Below are 17,539 nucleotides of genomic sequence, written 5' to 3' on the forward strand. Positions count from 1 at the left end.
TTGAGTTGCATGAAGCAGAAAATCGTACTACTGGCTTTGATAACAATGGCATTGCTTCCTTTTCAATCAGGTGCGCAATCTGCCGTGCGCATTATCAGGGATTTTGACAAAGGGTGGAAGTTTAAACTGGGTGATGATAGCCTGGCTTCGCAACGGATCTATGCCGATGCAAAATGGCGGAAGCTCGATTTACCACACGATTGGAGTATAGAAGGAGATTTTAATCAAACTAATCCGGCGACCACGCAAGGCGGCGCATTGCCCACGGGCACGGGCTGGTACAGAAAAGACTTTTTGGTTCCGGCAGCATGGGATAAAAGAAAGGTATCGGTGGAATTCGATGGTGTTTATTGCAACAGCGAAGTATGGATCAATGGCTATTACCTCGGTAAACGCCCATACGGATATAGCTCATTCAGCTATGACCTTACATCTCACATCAATCCCGGTAAAACAAATACGGTCGCGGTACGTGTCGACAACAGCCGTCAACCGAATTCGCGCTGGTATACGGGGTCGGGTATTTATCGTCATGTACGATTGGTGGTTACATCACCGGTAGCCGTTCAGCAATGGGGCGTGGCTGTTACTACCGAGGTAGAAGCAAACAAAGCGATGATCAACATTGCTACTTCGTTGAATATTTTGCATGACAGAAGATCGATGGTTTCGGTGGTGAGCAGTATTTATAATGCAAAAGGAAAGCTTGTTGTGCAGGGCAAACCCAAAACCCATCCGCTGCTGGCTATTCCCGGCGCCTTTCACGAAACATTGGCGCTGGCTAATCCCATCCTTTGGTCAATCGAAAATCCCTACCTGTATAAAATAGTGACACGTGTATATGAAAACCAAAAACTGGTAGACGAATATGAATCGCCACTCGGTGTGCGGTATTTTCACTTCGACAAAGACAAAGGATTTTTCCTGAATGGACAGTGGTTGAAAATAAAAGGTGTGTGCAATCACCACGATCTTGGCGCACTCGGTACCGCTGTCAATACACGCGCCATGGAACGCCAGTTACAGATACTGAAAAAAATGGGCTGCAATGCTATCCGCACGGCACACAATCCTCCCGCTCCCGAATTACTCGACCTCTGTGACAAAATGGGATTTCTCGTGATGGACGAATCCTTCGACATGTGGAAGAAAAAGAAAAACAAACACGATTACAGCGAAGATTTTTCCGCGTGGTATAAAAGAGATCTGGCAGACATGGTGCTGCGTGATCGTAATCATCCCTCTGTTTTCATGTGGAGTATTGGCAACGAGATCCGCGAACAGGTCGACAGCAGCGGCATTGGTTTTTCCAGGGAAATGGTAGCGATCGTCAAACAGCTCGATTCTACACGCCCGGTGATGGCCGCCTTGAGTGAATGGAACCCGGAGAAAAATTTCATGTATAAATCCGGCGCCTTCGATGTAATCGGGTTGAATTATCACCACGAGGTGTACGAAGATTTTCAAAAGCATTATCCCGGACAGATCTTTATCGGTGCGGAAAACATGTCGGCCTTTGCTACGCGTGGTCATTATGATCAGCGGTCGGATACGATCATGTTCTGGCCTGCTCGTTCGCCTTTAAAGACGGTGGAAAAAGGCAATCCTGATTTTACCGTTTCGGCTTATGACCAGGTATCAGCTTATTGGGGAAGCACACACGAAAAGACCTGGGGTATCATAAAAAAACATCCTTACCTGTCTGGCTTGTTTGTATGGAGCGGCTTTGATTTTTTAGGTGAGCCAATCCCTTATCCCTGGCCTGCACGCAGTTCTTATTACGGCATCATCGACCTCGCAGGTTTTCCGAAGGATGTGTATTATATGTACCAGAGCGAATGGACCACCCGGCCGGTATTGCATTTGTTTCCGCATTGGAACTGGCAGAAAGGACAGACCGTTGATGTGTGGGCTTATTACAGCCAGGCCGATGAAGTAGAATTATTTGTCAATGGCAAATCGTTGGGAGTAAAGTCCAAACCGGATGACACCACGTTTCATGTAATGTGGCGCGTGCCGTTTGAACCGGGGCAATTGGTGGCTGTATCGAAAAAAGGTGGTAAGGAAGTATTGCGCAAAGTCATCAACACGGCAGGCGCTCCGGCTAAACTGGTATTGCTGGCCGACCGCGACAGCCTGCAGAACAATGGCCGCGATCTGAGTTTTATCCGTGCTTCCATCACCGATGCAAACGGCAACCTGGTTCCGGATGCAGACAAAGAAATTACGTTTACGGTAAAAGGACCGGGGTTTATCGCAGGCACTGATAATGGTTACCAGGCCGATACGGTGTCGTTAAAATCGCCGGTCCGCAAGACCTGGAAAGGGCTGGCGCTGGCGATAGTGGGCAGTACTGAGAAGGCCGGTACCATAGAAGTGGAGGCGCGGATACCGGGATTACCGCCTGCCAGGCTGCTGCTGAAAAGCAATAAAATAGCCCAAAAACGGGCACCGGTCTGGTAAAACTTCGTTATCCACATAGTAAAATCTTCCATCATTATAGCAAAACCTTACATTGTTGCCGCTTGGGGCCACGTGTACCTTTAATTCCGGCTGATGAATATAAATTGTCGTTTTGACAATCATTCGCCCTAACGATTAAAAGGATTTGCATGAAACTGCCCCGGATTGCCATGATACTTCTTGTACGGAGAACCTCCGTTGCGTTTACCTTTTTATTATTGGCAATTACGGGAATAGCAAATGCGCAGGAGGCCGATACCGTTGCCTACAGAAAAGTAGTCACTGAACGGTCGGCCAAAATTGTAAAAACGCTTTCCATCAACGATTCTGCTGCTTACTATCGCGTAGTAAATAAGATCGCCGATCAATACATTGCTTTAAATAAGGTACACGATGGCAGCAAAGCTGCAGTGACCGCGCTGAAACAACAAAATCTTTCCAAAGAAGAGCTGGCAACGGCCGTAAAAAAAGAAGAGGAAAATAAAAATGCTTCTTTGCGTCAGTTGCATACATCATTTATTAAGCTGCTGAGTGCCGATCTCAACACTGCACAAGTGGAAAAAGTGAAGGACGGCATGACCTATGGCGTGTTGCCGCTCACCTGGACCGCTTACCAGGACATGTTACCCAATCTTACCAAACAACAGAAAGAACAGATTTACGCTTACCTCGTGGAAGCGCGTGAACTGGCCATGGATGAAGGCACTTCTGACAACAAGCACAAAGTGTTTGGAAAGTACAAAGGGAAAATCAACAATTATTTATCTGCTGCCGGTTATGATATGAAGAAGGAAGGAGAGGAGTGGCAGAAAAGGATCAAAGAACGGGAGGCTGCCAAAGCTCCCAAAGGCTAGAGAGAATTTCACAACTGCTATATTTTGTATTTGCCTAACGTTCAACTAAAACTAAGCCATATGAATTGTCTGCGACCATCCAAGTTACTGCTGCTTTTCATGCTCCTGGGCTGCTCACTGCTTGCATTCGCTCAGGATAAGTCTGTTACCGGCCGCGTAACGGACCTGAAAACCGGCAACCCGATGGGAAATGTGAGTGTCCGTGTGAAGAACGGAACTCAAACCACCCGGACCGATAGCTCGGGCCTTTTCACGATCAATGTACCTTCCGAAGAATCTATTCTTTCGTTTTCACACGTTGGTTATTCCATTTATGAAACCAAAGCCGGATCATCCGGTTCGCTGAGCATCGCCATGAACTCTACCGAGAGCCAGATGGACGATGTGATTGTAGTGGGTTATGGCACCAAGAAACGTGCAAACGTACTTGGCTCCGTGGGTTCCATGAATCCGAAAGAAATCGAAGACATACCTTTTACCAACCTCTCTACCGGTCTCGTGAATAAAGTGCCCGGTGTAAGTGTTAACCAAACATCCGGCAAACCCGGTGCCACTACCAACCTGCGCATCCGTAACCCAACGACCTTCGGTAACTCGGGTAGTGTGGAACCGCTTTACGTGATCGATGGAATTGCTTACAACAACCCAGAGGGTAAAGAATTCTTCGACAACCTCGACGCTACGATGGTAGATAATATTTCCTTCCTGAAAGATGCGGCCGCTTCCGTTTATGGAGCGCGTGGCGCTAACGGCGTAATCCTCGTTACGACCAAAAAAGGAAAACCTGGCCGCCCACGCGTGAGCTACTCGGGCTCTTATGGCGTTTCAGATGCGGTAAACGTACCTCAAACACTGACAGCCTACGAACACGTAAGCCTGCTCAATAATAAGTATCGCGCCAACCCTAACTGGAACACTTTCGTGTATGACCAGTCGGAACTGGATTATGCAAAAGGTTTGAAAAATAGCTGGTTTGACGATACATGGGAAGCTTCCAGTATACAGCGTCACACAGTTAATATCAGTGGCGGTTCAGATAAGATCACGTTCTTTGGTGGTGCTAACTATCTCAAAGAAACCGGTAACCTGCAGGATCTCTACGCTAATAAATATGGATTCCGTATCGGGGCAACCGCCAAGATCACCAATGAGCTGACGGCTGATATCTCTTTCAGCAACGACAATTCGATCCTCGACCGACCCACTCCAAAGGGTATTACCAGTTTCGCCGGTCAGTCTTCCGACCAGACCGATCAGATGAATGCTACCATGGCGGCATTGCTGCTGATTCCGAAATGGGTACCGATGTATGTGGATGGCAAACCGGTGTATACCACCGCGCCTCAATGGCATCCGAAAGAATTACAGAATACCAATTCCTACGCACGCACTAACTCAAGAGGTAACAACATTACCGCGAGCATGAACTATAAGGTGCCGTTCATCGAAGGCCTTTCTCTCCGTGTGTCTTACGGACAAAACTCCCGTACGTCGCTCGGCAAGGAATATTATGTTTCCTATAGTCTGTATGATTTCGAACGTACCGGTACCTCCGTTTATCCTTCATCTCCCGGCAAACAACGTATCATTTATACCAATACACCAACGGCAACGAACTCCGTTCGTTCGATCAAGAATGGCAACTCGCTCCGCATGAGCAATGATAACTCCAAGAGTTACCAGTTCAACCAGGCCATCAACTACCAGCGTACTTTTGGCAAACACGATATCGATGTGTTGCTGCTGGCAGAACAAAGTGAATCTTCTGCGGAAGGGTTCTTCTCCAGTGTAGAAGGACAGGTTATTCCCGGTGTGGACGAATTGTGGGGCTTTACACAGGATCGTACATTCTACGATCACGCGAGCTCCCGTTCGGAGATCGGCCGCGCCAGCTACCTGGGACGTTTGAATTATGCATTCATGGACCGCTACCTGCTTGAAGGTTCTTTCCGCGCAGATGCTTCTCCCAACTTCCCTCCGGGTTCACGCTGGGGTTATTTCCCTTCAGTAGCCGTGGGCTGGAAAATTTCACAGGAAAATTTCTTCCGCAATATCACATTCGTGGATGACCTGAAACTGCGTATGCAGGTTGGCCTCACCGGCAGCGATGCGGTTAGAAACTACCAGTACCGTGAGCGTTATACACAAACCACCGGTATGCTGTTTGGCAATACCATGACCAACGGTTTGAATCCTAACGCGATTCCCAACCCCGACATTACCTGGGAAAAAGCGCTCTATACCAACTTCGGTATCGATGGTAGTTTCCTGAAAGGAAAATTCAATGCATCGATCGATGTATACCGCCGTTACAATACCGACATGCTCGAAACGCCTACTTCTACCGTGCCTTCAACATTCGGTGCTACCATTGCCGACCGCAACTATTCCCGCATGAAGTCATGGGGTGTGGAAGGTGCACTGGGCTATAATGGAAAAATTTCAAAAGACTTCGGCTTCAACGTTCAGGTGAACCTTGGCTGGACGGATAACAAAGTGCTCCGCCGCTACTACAACGTGAACTCAGATACTGGGTATAAAAATCCGATCGGTGTACGTACCGACCGTGGTATCGAAGGTTACATTGCAACCGGCATTCTGCGTACACAAGCGGATGTGGATGCACTGCTGGCAAAATATCCCAACTGGAGAATCGACGGCCAAGTGCCACAAGTTGGCTTCATGAACTACCAGGACCTCAATGGCGATGGCGTGATTACAGATGCTGACCGTACACGTATCGCCGAACGTTCCGGCAACATTTTCGGCATCGGCCTCAACCTCGGTTTTTCCTGGAAAGGACTGCGCCTGAGTGTGAACAGCAGCCTGGGTATCGGCGGCAAACGTTCTTATGACAACTCTGCCCGCCGTGCTCCGACAGAAAGCCAGAACGGCCTTTCTATCTGGAAAGATTCCTGGTCTCCTGAAAACCCGAACGCGAAATATCCCGTGATCAACAGTCCGCTGATCGGCGATATCTCTACCTTCTGGCTCACGGACGCAACAACATGGCGCATCAACAATGCACAGCTTTCTTACTCACTGCCTGCCGCATTGAAAACGCGTTATAAAATTCCTGAAATGCGCCTTTTCGTGGTGGCAACCAACCTGGGTGCGATCATCAATCCCCAGCCGTATAAGGATGTGAACGCTAACATCGCGATCGATTATCCTACACTGCGTACTGTGACATTTGGTGCCAACATTTCTTTATAATCTGACAAACGATTACTACCATGAAAAAAGCAATTATATATTCTCTCCTCGCTGCAACCACCCTTACCGGTTGCACGAAGAAAATACTTGACAAACGCGACCTGACTGGTCTGGGTGACGAAACCTGGAGCAATGAGTCAACCGCTACCTTGTACCTCAACCGCTGCTATGCGGTGATGATGCCGGGTTTTCCGGCCAACAACGGTACCTCGTTGCTTCCGTACGCCCTGCATGACGTGAGTGACGAGTCTAATACTACTCGTACGACCGCAATGTTACTTGGCAACCTTGCAGATAATGCCGTTACGGATTTTGGTAATAGTCCGACTTCCAACACCAGCACGTACGCCAATATCCGCAGATGTAATATCCTGATCCAGGAAATCGATAAGGGAACTCTTTCGGAAGATGTCCGCACACGTCTGAAAGCAGAAGCTTATTTCCTGCGTGCATGGAACTATTTCAACATGGTGAAGTTGTACGGCGGCGTACCTTACGTTACGACTGCACAGGAATGGGACGAGAACGTGATCAATGTACCGCGTAACAAAACGTCGGAGTGTATCGATTCACTCGTAAGAGACCTTAATATGGCCGCGGCTGGTTGTGCCAAGACAACGATAGCTTCCCAAACCACGGGCAACCGCGGACGTATCACGCGCGGTGCAGCGCTGGCCATGAAAGGCCGCGTATTGCTCACATGGGCAAGCGCACAATTCAATCCAACCAATAATGCGGCGCGCTGGGAAGAAGCCTATAAAGCTAACAAGGCGGCCTATGATTCACTTATACTCGATGGTCACGCATTGTTTGGCACATTTGCTAACGTATTGACGGACGAAAGCTCTGGCAATAAAGAAGTGATCATGGTCCGTTCTTATAATGGAACCGATGGCTGGTCAAATTCTTACGAAAACTCAGCCCGTCCCCGTTCTGAAGGTGCTGGCGGCCAGTATCAGCCTACCTGGGACCTGGTAAAAGCTTTCCCCATGAAAAATGGTAAAGCCATCGATGAAGCCGGTTCCGGGTATGATGCCACTTATTATTGGAAAGACCGCGATCCACGCTTTGCTGCTACCGTTGCTTATAACGGTGTTGTATGGGGATTGAGCGCACAGCCTACGCGCAAACAATGGACATACATCGGTACCCCCAACCCTGAAGCTACTGTTACCACAACCGGTTTCTACAGCCGCAAAGGAATTAACCTGAATACGCTCGCTGTTAACGCAGCACTCGGTACTACCGACTGGGTGGAGATCCGCCTCGCTGAAGTAATGCTCAACCTGGCTGAGTGTGCCAACGCAACCAACCGCCAGGCGGAAGCGTATGATATGTTGAAAAGAATTCGCACACGCGCAGGTATTACCGCCGGCTCAGACAACCTTTATGGTTTAAAAGCGTCTATGACAACAGATGAGATGTTCAAGGCGATTATGAATGAGCGTCGCATCGAACTCGCTTTTGAAAACAAACGTTATGACGATCTTCGCCGCACAAAAATGTGGAGCACGGCGTTGAACGGAACAAAACGTCAGCGTCTGGAAATTGCAGTGAAAGCGCCGTACACGGCAACGATCCTGAACAACTTCATTGCCGGTTCAACTACCGTACGTGTACGCGACACCATCAACGTAGATGGACCAAGCTACACGCAGTTCTTTACAGCTACTGTTAAAGACCTGGATGCGCAGCCGATCAACTACCTGGATAAATATTATTTCTATGGTATCCCGAATACGCACCTTACACGGAGTCCGTTGATCAAAAACACAAACGGATGGACCGGTGGTACATTCGATCCATTGCAATAAACCGATATGGTAAAAGGAGCTTCAAAAACTCCTTTTACTTTTTTACATGATACATGCATTAACAAAACCTTAAACTGCGATCCTGAAAGTATTTGTCATTCAATTAATCGTTATCACTCATGAATCGTAACCGGAACATTTTTTTTGCTGTTGCAGTTAGTTTAGGTTTTACCATTCCCGCGGCAGGCCAGTATCCGACTATTACGCCGGAAGTAAAGAAGGCGTCCGACTCGCTGATGCGGGCTGCCGAAGAACATTCTGAAAAAGCCTGGGCCATCGCTTATCCCATCATCCGGGAGCAGGCGCGCAATGGCCGTCCTTATATTCCCTGGGCTTCCAAACCCGATGATCTTCCGCAGGCAGACATCCCCGCATTTCCCGGCGCGGAAGGCGGCGGCAAGTTTACCTTCGGCGGACGCGGTGGCAAAGTGTATGTAATCACCAACCTGAACGACGATGGTCCCGGCAGTCTTCGCTGGGCTTGTGAACAAGGTGGCGCGCGCACGGTGGTCTTCAATGTGGCCGGTATCATCCGTCTTAAAACACCCTTGATCATCCGCGCTCCTTATATCACCATTGCCGGACAAACAGCGCCCGGTGATGGTGTGTGTGTGGCGGGCGAATCAGTTTGGATCAATACCCACGATGTAATCGTTCGATTCATGCGTTTTCGTCGTGGTGAAACATGGGTAGGCCGTCGTGATGACGCCATCGGAGGTAATCCCATCGGCAACATCATGATCGACCACGTATCGGCCAGTTGGGGATTGGACGAAAACATGAGCATGTATCGTCACATGTATAACGACAGCACCGGCAAACCGGCAGAAGATAAATTACCAACGGTGAACATCACCATCCAGAATTCTATTTTCTCCGAAGCACTCGATACCTGGAACCACGCATTCGGCAGTACACTCGGCGGGGAAAACTGCACCTTTATGCGCAACCTCTGGGCCAACAACGCGGGACGTAACCCGTCTATCGGCTGGTATGGTATCTTTAATTTTGTAAACAATGTGGTGTTTAACTGGGTGCACCGTTCTATCGATGGAGGTGATTACCGCGCGCAGTATAATATCATCAACAACTATTTTCAACCCGGACCTGCGACGCCGAAAAATGCAGTAGGTCATCGTATCCTCAAACCTGAGTCCGGCCGCAGCAAACTCAAATACCTCACATTCGGCCGTGCCTACGTTAACGGTAATATCATGGAAGGTTATCCTGCTATTACGAAAGACAACTGGAATGGTGGTGTGCAGGTAGAAGACCGTGCCGATGCCGGTCAATACAGAGACGATATCAAATGGGATAAACCTTTGCCCATGGCTCCGCTCACCATTCTTAAAGCAGAAGACGCGCGTAAATTTGTTTTGGCCAATGCCGGCGCCACCCTGCCTAAAAGAGATCCGGTTGACACGCGTATTGCCGAAGAAGTGCGTTCCGGTAAGATCACGGCATTACCCAATGTGCAGTTGCCCGATTCACAATTCAAACACCGTCGTGCGCCGATCGATTCTTACAAAATCGGTATCATTACCGATGTAAGCCAGGTTGGCGGATATCCCGAATACAAAGGCACCCCTTACAAAGACAGTGACAACGACGGTATTCCCGACGAGTGGGAACGCAAAAATGGATTGAATCCAAATAATCCGGATGATGCATCTCAATATTCCAAAAGCAAATCCGGCTACACCAACATCGAAGAATATCTCAACAGTGTAGTACCTGTTCAACAGGTTCGGCCTGCTGTCACCAGCAAATAATAAGTAAGCAAACTGTTGCCACAGGTGGAAGTTTAACTCCTGCCTGTGGCAATTGGTTTTTATGAATTAATTCTACCTTTCCGCTTTAATCAGGAAAGCCGGTGAAGATGCATACATACCATATCTTTTTCAGAAAAAAATATTTCCGGTTTTGCGCCACAGCAATACTGATGGCGGCGTTGCTGCTGTCGGAAAGCAAGGCACAGAAAAAAGAAAAACCCGTCCCTCCGCTGGCGTATAAAAATGGTCAGTTGATTTATACGCCCGATTCACTCGGCAACCGTATTCCCGATTTTTCTCATTGTGGTTACAAAGGCGGTGATGAGGTTATTCCCGATCTGCCGGTCAAAGTCATTGTGCCGCCATCAGCAGGCGATGCAACCGCACGCATACAGGCGGCGATTGATTTTGTAAGCAAACAAAACGCCGATGCAAAAGGATTCCGCGGTGTAGTGCTACTGCAACCGGGTACCTATCTCGTTGAAGGTTCACTTCGCCTCCGTATGTCTGGTGTGGTACTGCGGGGAAGCGGGATTGATAAAACCATTCTTCGCGGCACGGGTCTCAGCCGCGCAACGCTCATAGAAATAAATGGAACAGATGACCGTATCAGCGGAGATACCATTTCCATACAAACGAATTATGTGCCGGTGAATGCCACGTCTTTCGAAGTAGGAAATACAAAAGGCTTGAAAGAAGGGCAGGAGTTGCAAATCATCCGCCCTTCCGTTCAGCAATGGATACAGTTGCTCAAAACCGATCATTTCGGCGGCGGTATTACTTCACTTGGATGGAAACCCGGGCAACGCGACATCCGCTGGACACGCACCATCACGGCTATCAAAGGAAATCAACTCACCATCGATGCACCGTTGACAACAGCGTTGGATATTAATTACGGCGGCGGGAAAATTGTTCCGTTTACCTGGAAAGGCTGTATCAGTAATTGCGGCGTGGAAGAGCTGACACTAGAAGCTGATTTCAATAAAGCGAACGCAAAAGACGAAGACCATCGCTGGATGGCCATCACCATCGATGAGGCAAAAGATTGCTGGGTACGTCGCGTACAGTTCCATCACTTCGCCGGATCGGCTGTGGCGGTGTATGAAAATGGTGCACGTATTACCGTTGAAGATTGCATCGCTCAAAAACCTGTTTCCGAAATAGGCGGTGAACGCCGTAATGTTTTTTTTACCGCAGGCCAGCAAACACTTTTCCAGCGCTGCTTTTCGGAAGAAGGTATACACGATTTTGCAACAGGATTTTGTGCACCGGGCCCGAATGCTTTTGTGCAGTGCGAAGCGAAGAATGCTTATGGTTTCAGCGGTGGTATCGACAGTTGGGCCCCAGGTGTTTTGTTTGATATCGTAAACGTCGATGGCAATGCCATTTCTTTTTTCAATCGCGGGCAGGACGGACAAGGAGCAGGATGGAATACCGCAAACAGTGTTTTGTGGAATTGCAGCGCCGCGAGAATCGATTGTTATCAGCCACCCGGAGCACAGAACTGGTCATTTGGTGCATGGAGCCAGTTTGCAGGCGATGGCTATTGGGGCGAATCCAACAATAGCATCGAACCGCGCAGTTTGTATTATGCGCAATTGCGCGAGCGCCTTGGCAAAAAGATAGATTCACGCCCGCAGGTAATGAATATCCAGACCGATGCCAGCAGCAGTCCTTCTGTTGCCACGGCGGCTGAACTTACTTCATTGGCCAAAAATCCTGCACAAACATTGGTAGAATTTATTTACACGGTGATCAGTTCTAACCCGGTCATTACGGATGTTCGCGGGGTTAAAACAATTGATCAGATTGGTGTGCCGGCGCCACCACGCTATCACGTGCTGTCTGCATTGGAGGTGAAAAATGGCTGGCTGCAAAGACAAAATGCTGTTGTAGCAGGCAACCGCCTCAGCGTTCCCTGGTGGAATGGCAGCGCACGTCCCTATGGCGCGGCAAAAGCAGGAATGGCGATTACAAGATTTGTTCCGGGCCGCACCGGCACGGGATTAACAGATGACCTCGATGCCGTTGCCGACACCATGCAGTCCCGCAATATCCTGGCGATCGAACAGAATTATGGCTTGTGGTACGAGCGCCGCCGCGACGACCATGAACGTATCCGCAGGATGGACGGAGAGGTATGGGCACCGTTTTATGAATTGCCGTTCGCGCGCAGCGGGCAAGGCACTGCCTGGGACGGCCTTAGTAAATACGATCTCACAAAATACAATGCCTGGTACTGGAATCGCCTTCGCCGGTTTGCCGATCTGGCCGATCGGAAAGGACTGATCCTCGTTCACCAGAATTATTTTCAACATAATATCATCGAAGCAGGCGCACATTACGCGGACTTCCCCTGGCGTCCTGCCAACAATATCAACAATACCGGTTTCCCTGAACCCGTTCCCTATGCAGGCGATAAACGCATCTTCATGGCGGAGCAATTTTATGATGAAACACATCCGGTGCGTCGCCCCTTGCATATTGCCTATATCCGTCAATGCCTCGATAACTTCCGCGGCAATGGCAGCGTGATCCATACCATCAGCGAAGAATTTACCGGTCCTTTACATTTTGTAAAATTCTGGACAGGTGTGATCGCGGAGTGGGAAAAGGAAAAAGGTGAGCATCCGATGATCGCATTGAGTGTAACGAAAGATGTGCAGGACTCCCTGCTTGCCGACCCGCAACATGCTGCAGTGATCGATATCATCGATATCCGTTACTGGCATTACCAGGCTGATGGAAGCGTGTACGCACCCGCAGGAGGACAAAACCTCGCGCCCCGTCAGCATGCGCGATTGCTGAAACCAAAACGATCATCCTTCGAACAGGTATATCGCGCCGTGCGTGAGTACCGGGAAAAATATCCGCAGAAGGCCGTGATCTACTCGGCAGACAGCGATAACCTCGGCTGGGCCGTGTTCATGGCCGGTGGCTCGATGGCGCAACTGCCACGATTGCCGGAAGGAATGCTAAGTGATGCAACGCGCATGCGCCCGCTTCCTGTAACCGGCAAACAATATATTTTATCCGATGATGCCGGCAACTTCATTGCTTATGGTGAATCGGGTACTGAACTGAAACCCGGCCTCTCCGGCAAGCCGGCAACGGCCACCTGGATCGATCCGCGCACAGGAGCCATCCGCAAAAAAGAACAAATCCGGAATAATAAAACCGCAAGCCTCACTCCGCCATCAGGCAGTTGGGTGCTTTGGGTAAAAGTTAATGAATGATGAGAATAATAATCGCAGTTTTAGTAGTACTGTTCATGAGTGGCTGCAGCGAACCGCTGAAATCCGGCGTTGAAGGCATGCAGGCGCTTAAAATCGGAGAAGACAAGCGCAGTATCGTTACCGCAGATGGCAAACCCTTCTTCTGGCTGGGTGATACCGGCTGGTTGCTGTTTGTAAAACTTACCCGTGAAGAAATTGCACAATACATGGCCATCCGCAAAGAACAGGGCTTTAATGTGGTGCAGGTAATGACGATTCATGATGTGAACAATGCCGTGAACGTATATGGTGATAGCGCATTGATTAATAAAAATATTGCGCAACCACTTACAACGGAAGGAGCGGATTACAAAGACAGTTCCCAATACGATTTCTGGGATCATGTGGATTATGCGATTGATGAAGCAGCCCGTCATGGAATATACATGGCATTGGTACCGGTATGGGGCTCCAATGTAAAAGGCGGTAAAGTGAACCAGGAGCAGGCCGGTGCTTATGCAGGTTTTCTTGCCGAGCGCTACAAGAACAAACCAAATATCATCTGGCTCAACGGCGGCGATATCAAAGGAAGCGATTCACTGGACGTATGGAAAGTATTGGGATCAACATTGAAACAAAAAGACCCTGCCCACCTGATGACCTTTCATCCGCGCGGCCGTACCTCTTCTTCGGAGTGGTTTCACAACGAACCCTGGCTCGACTTCAATATGTTCCAGAGCGGACATAAAACTTACGCGCAGGATACCAATAGCAATGAAACGCGTCACTATGGGGAAGATAACTGGCGTTATGTAGTGGAAGATTTTAAAGGGCAACCGGCAAAACCAACAATTGATGGTGAACCTTCCTACGAGCACATTCCCTATGGTCTGCATGATTCATTGCAGCCCCGGTGGAATGATGCCGATCTGCGCCGCTATGCCTACTGGAGTGTGTTTGCCGGAGGATTCGGTTTTACTTATGGTAACAACGCGGTTATGCAGTTTCATCACAAAGGTGACAAAGATGCCAACTTCGGCGTGCGCGAAGAATGGAAGGAAGATATTAAAGCCCCCGGCGCTATGCAGATGGTGCACCTGCGTAAACTGATGGAAGCTTATCCGGGTACACGCAGGCCGGCGCAAGACCTGGTTGTTGACAACACCCGCAAACAATACCAATACATCCTCGCTACGCGTGGCGATAAATTTTTGCTGGCTTATACCTACACCGGATTGCCTGTTCGCATCGATCGCGCAAAACTGGGATGGGAAAAAATAAAAACCCGCTGGTTCAATCCGCGCACCGGTGAATTTACCGGATGGGAAAAGTCGGGTGCTGCCGATAACCTGTTCACGCCCATAGTACGGGAAGAAAAAAATGGCAACGATTGGGTATTGGTAGTAGAACCAAATTGATTGATATGAAACGTACACCTTTCACGATACTGTCCGGCTTTCTTTTGATGATTTGTTTTACTTCCTGCTCATCAAAAGCCTACCTGTTCACGTCTTTCCACGAACCGGCCGATCAGGGATTGCGGATGTTATATAGCTACGACGGTTACAAATGGAAAGAGCTCGATACTGTTTTATTAAAACCCGAAATCGGTCAGCAAAAGGTAATGCGTGATCCTTCGATGGTGCAGGGACCTGACGGCACTTTTCATCTCGTATGGACCAGCAGTTGGCGCGGCGACAAAGGATTTGGCTATGCTTCGTCTAAAGATCTTGTGCACTGGACACCACAACGTTTCATTTCCGTAATGGAGCAGGAGCCCACAACCGTGAACGTATGGGCACCCGAATTGTTTTATGATGAAGAGGCCAGACAATACCTCATCATCTGGGCATCCACGATCCCCGGCCGTTTTGAACGCGGACAGGAAGCGGACAGCAACAACCATCGCATGTACATTACGTCCACACCTGATTTTCAAACGTTCAGCAAAACGCAATTGTTTCTCGATCCGGGATTCAGCGTGATCGATGCGCAGATCGTCAAGAGAGCCAAAGACAATTATGTATTGGTGTTGAAAGACAATACGCGCCCCGAGCGAAATATCAAAGTGGCTTTTGCTGATAAACCCGCCGGACCTTATAAAAATGTATCGCCACCCTTCACCGAACCTTTCACAGAAGGCCCCAATACAGTTAAGGTGAAAAATAAATGGCTGATCTATTTCGATTCTTACCGCAATAAGACCTATGAAGCGGTAAGTACTACCGACTTTGTCCATTTTGAAAATATCAATCAACAGATTCAGATCCCGACGGGACATAAACACGGAACGATTGTTCCGGTAAAAAAGAAAACGGTCAAAAAGCTGCTGAAGCAACTTGACCGCTAAGAGGGTTACGACATGAAGACAACAAAAAAAATAGCGTGCTGGCTTGGTGCAGTTATGCTGATCGCAGCGCCGTTTGCCTTGCAGGCACAGGACACTGCGCGTTACACCGGCACCACGCTTTCCAATGTAGACTATCACCACGGGCAACTCAGTCCCGCGCTGGGTGTGCACAATATCCAGACCATGCGGGCCAATCGCGCAGATACATCTAATAGCTGGACTTACAACCACGCGCCGATGCTGGCTTATTGGAAAGGGAAATTTTACCTGCATTACCTGAGTGATCCTGTGGGCGAACACGTACCGCCCGGACAAACATGGTTCCAGCAATCACCCGATGGTGTCAACTGGACTAACCCTGTTCCGCTTTTCCCCGTATACAAAATACCAGATGGATTTACGAAACCCGGAAGGGCAGACGTGGCCAAAAACACCTATGCGGTCATGCACCAGCGGATCGGTTTCTATACCTCCAAACAAAACCGGTTGTTTGCCTTAGGTTACTATGGTATTGTGTTAGGGAAAAAGGATGACCCGAATGATGGTAACGGCATTGGCCGCGTGATCCGTGAGGTGAGGGCCGACGGCAGCTTCGGGCCGATTTACTTCCTCCGTTACAACCATAATTTCAACGAAAAAAATACGAACTACCCTTTTTATACTTCATCAAAAGACAAAGGACTGGTTGCTGCATGTAAGGAAATTCTCGATTCGCCTCTGCTGATGCAGCAGATGGTGGAAGAGTCCGACCGCAATGATCCGCTCATTCCGTTGAAGAAGGATTTCAAAGCATTCAGCTATTATCGTTTGCCCGATCAGCGTGTGGTTGGATTCTGGAAATATGCACTGACCAGTATCAGTGCCGATGGTGGCAGAACCTGGCAATACAATCCTGTTCGCGCTCCCGGTTTTGTCAATGCCAATGCCAAAATCTGGGGGCAACGTACGGCAGACGGGCGTTACGCCACAGTATACAATCCTTCCGAATTCCGCTGGCCGCTGGCCGTGAGTGTGAGTAACGACGGATTGCGTTATCATAATTTATTATTGGTAAATGGCGAGATCACTTCCATGCGTTATGGCGGTGAATACAAAAGCTACGGCCCGCAATATGTGCGGGGTATTATGGAGATGAATGGCGTACCACCGGATAGCGTCATGTGGGTTACCTACAGCATGAACAAAGAAGATATCTGGGTCAGCCGCATTCCGGTGCCGGTGATCGATAAAGAAACCGGTAACGTAAACGATGTTTTCACCAATTTGCCCGCCGGAAAGGAACTCGATCGTTGGAACCTCTACAGCCCGCTCTGGTGCAGGACGGAAATCTTCCGGCAGGGAAATGAAAAAGTGCTGAGCTTACACGACAGCGATCCGTTCGACTATGCAAAGGCCGAGAGAATGTTTCCTGTATCAAGTGCCGTAGTAGCTGAGTTCGCCATCACCCCGAAACAAGCGGACAACGGCCATCTCGATATTGAAATCGTGGATGAAAAAGGAACGCCTTGTTTGCGGTTATCACTGGATTCGACAGGAACCGTCTATACCAAAGCCGGCTACCGGAATCGTTCCATCGGAACTTATAAGGCCGGGGAAAAACTGACCGTAAAGATTGAACTGAACGCGGCCACCCGTTTTTATACAGTCACATTGAACAACGGCAAGCCGGTAAACAATATTTGTTTTGCGCCCATTGCTAAAGCGCAACGTATCGTATTCCGCACGGGCGGTGTGCGCCGTTTTCCCGACGCAGATACACCAACCGACCAGGACTATGATCTGCCGGGTGCTGATAGCCGGTTGAAAGAGGCCGTTTACCAGATTCATTACCTGAAGACCCAAACATTTTAAT

General features: G+C 49.0%; 9 protein-coding genes. All 9 read left to right on the top strand.

Going from position 1 to position 17,539, the window contains the following annotated elements:
- Positions 1-9: 9 nt before the first annotated feature.
- The 9 genes from H608_RS0116270 (at position 10) to H608_RS0116310 (ending at position 17,538) form a co-directional block, all read left to right on the top strand.
- The gene (locus H608_RS0116270) at positions 10-2,463 is read left to right on the top strand and encodes a glycoside hydrolase family 2 TIM barrel-domain containing protein (RefSeq protein ID WP_028788610.1); all 2,454 of its coding nucleotides are present in this window, start codon (positions 10-12) and stop codon (positions 2,461-2,463) included.
- Positions 2,464-2,612: 149 nt separating this feature from the next.
- A complete protein-coding gene (locus tag H608_RS22680) occupies positions 2,613-3,317 on the top strand; it encodes a DUF3826 domain-containing protein (RefSeq protein WP_038008715.1) in 705 nt (234 codons plus the stop codon).
- A gap of 60 nt (positions 3,318-3,377) precedes the next feature.
- The gene (locus H608_RS0116280; RefSeq protein ID WP_081658918.1) at positions 3,378-6,533 is read left to right on the top strand and encodes a SusC/RagA family TonB-linked outer membrane protein; all 3,156 of its coding nucleotides are present in this window, start codon (positions 3,378-3,380) and stop codon (positions 6,531-6,533) included.
- A gap of 20 nt (positions 6,534-6,553) precedes the next feature.
- On the top strand, positions 6,554-8,347 hold the full coding sequence (locus H608_RS0116285; RefSeq protein WP_051268386.1) for a RagB/SusD family nutrient uptake outer membrane protein: 1,794 nt from the start codon (positions 6,554-6,556) through the stop codon (positions 8,345-8,347).
- Between the two features lie 119 nt (positions 8,348-8,466).
- Positions 8,467-10,119, top strand: coding sequence for a polysaccharide lyase (locus H608_RS0116290; protein ID WP_028788613.1), 1,653 nt, complete (start codon positions 8,467-8,469; stop codon positions 10,117-10,119).
- Positions 10,120-10,226: 107 nt separating this feature from the next.
- Positions 10,227-13,358, top strand: coding sequence for a DUF6298 domain-containing protein (locus H608_RS0116295; RefSeq protein WP_081658919.1), 3,132 nt, complete (start codon positions 10,227-10,229; stop codon positions 13,356-13,358).
- On the top strand, positions 13,355-14,755 hold the full coding sequence (locus tag H608_RS0116300) for a glycoside hydrolase family 140 protein (RefSeq protein WP_155990210.1): 1,401 nt from the start codon (positions 13,355-13,357) through the stop codon (positions 14,753-14,755). Before H608_RS0116295 ends, H608_RS0116300 begins: the two co-directional genes overlap by 4 nt.
- A gap of 5 nt (positions 14,756-14,760) precedes the next feature.
- Positions 14,761-15,687, top strand: coding sequence for a glycoside hydrolase family 43 protein (locus tag H608_RS0116305; protein ID WP_028788616.1), 927 nt, complete (start codon positions 14,761-14,763; stop codon positions 15,685-15,687).
- Between the two features lie 12 nt (positions 15,688-15,699).
- On the top strand, positions 15,700-17,538 hold the full coding sequence (locus H608_RS0116310; RefSeq protein ID WP_028788617.1) for an exo-alpha-sialidase: 1,839 nt from the start codon (positions 15,700-15,702) through the stop codon (positions 17,536-17,538).
- Position 17,539: the final 1 nt, after the last annotated feature.

It is taken from the genome of Terrimonas ferruginea DSM 30193, assembly GCF_000425585.1.
Taxonomy (GTDB): Bacteria; Bacteroidota; Bacteroidia; order Chitinophagales; family Chitinophagaceae; genus Terrimonas; species Terrimonas ferruginea.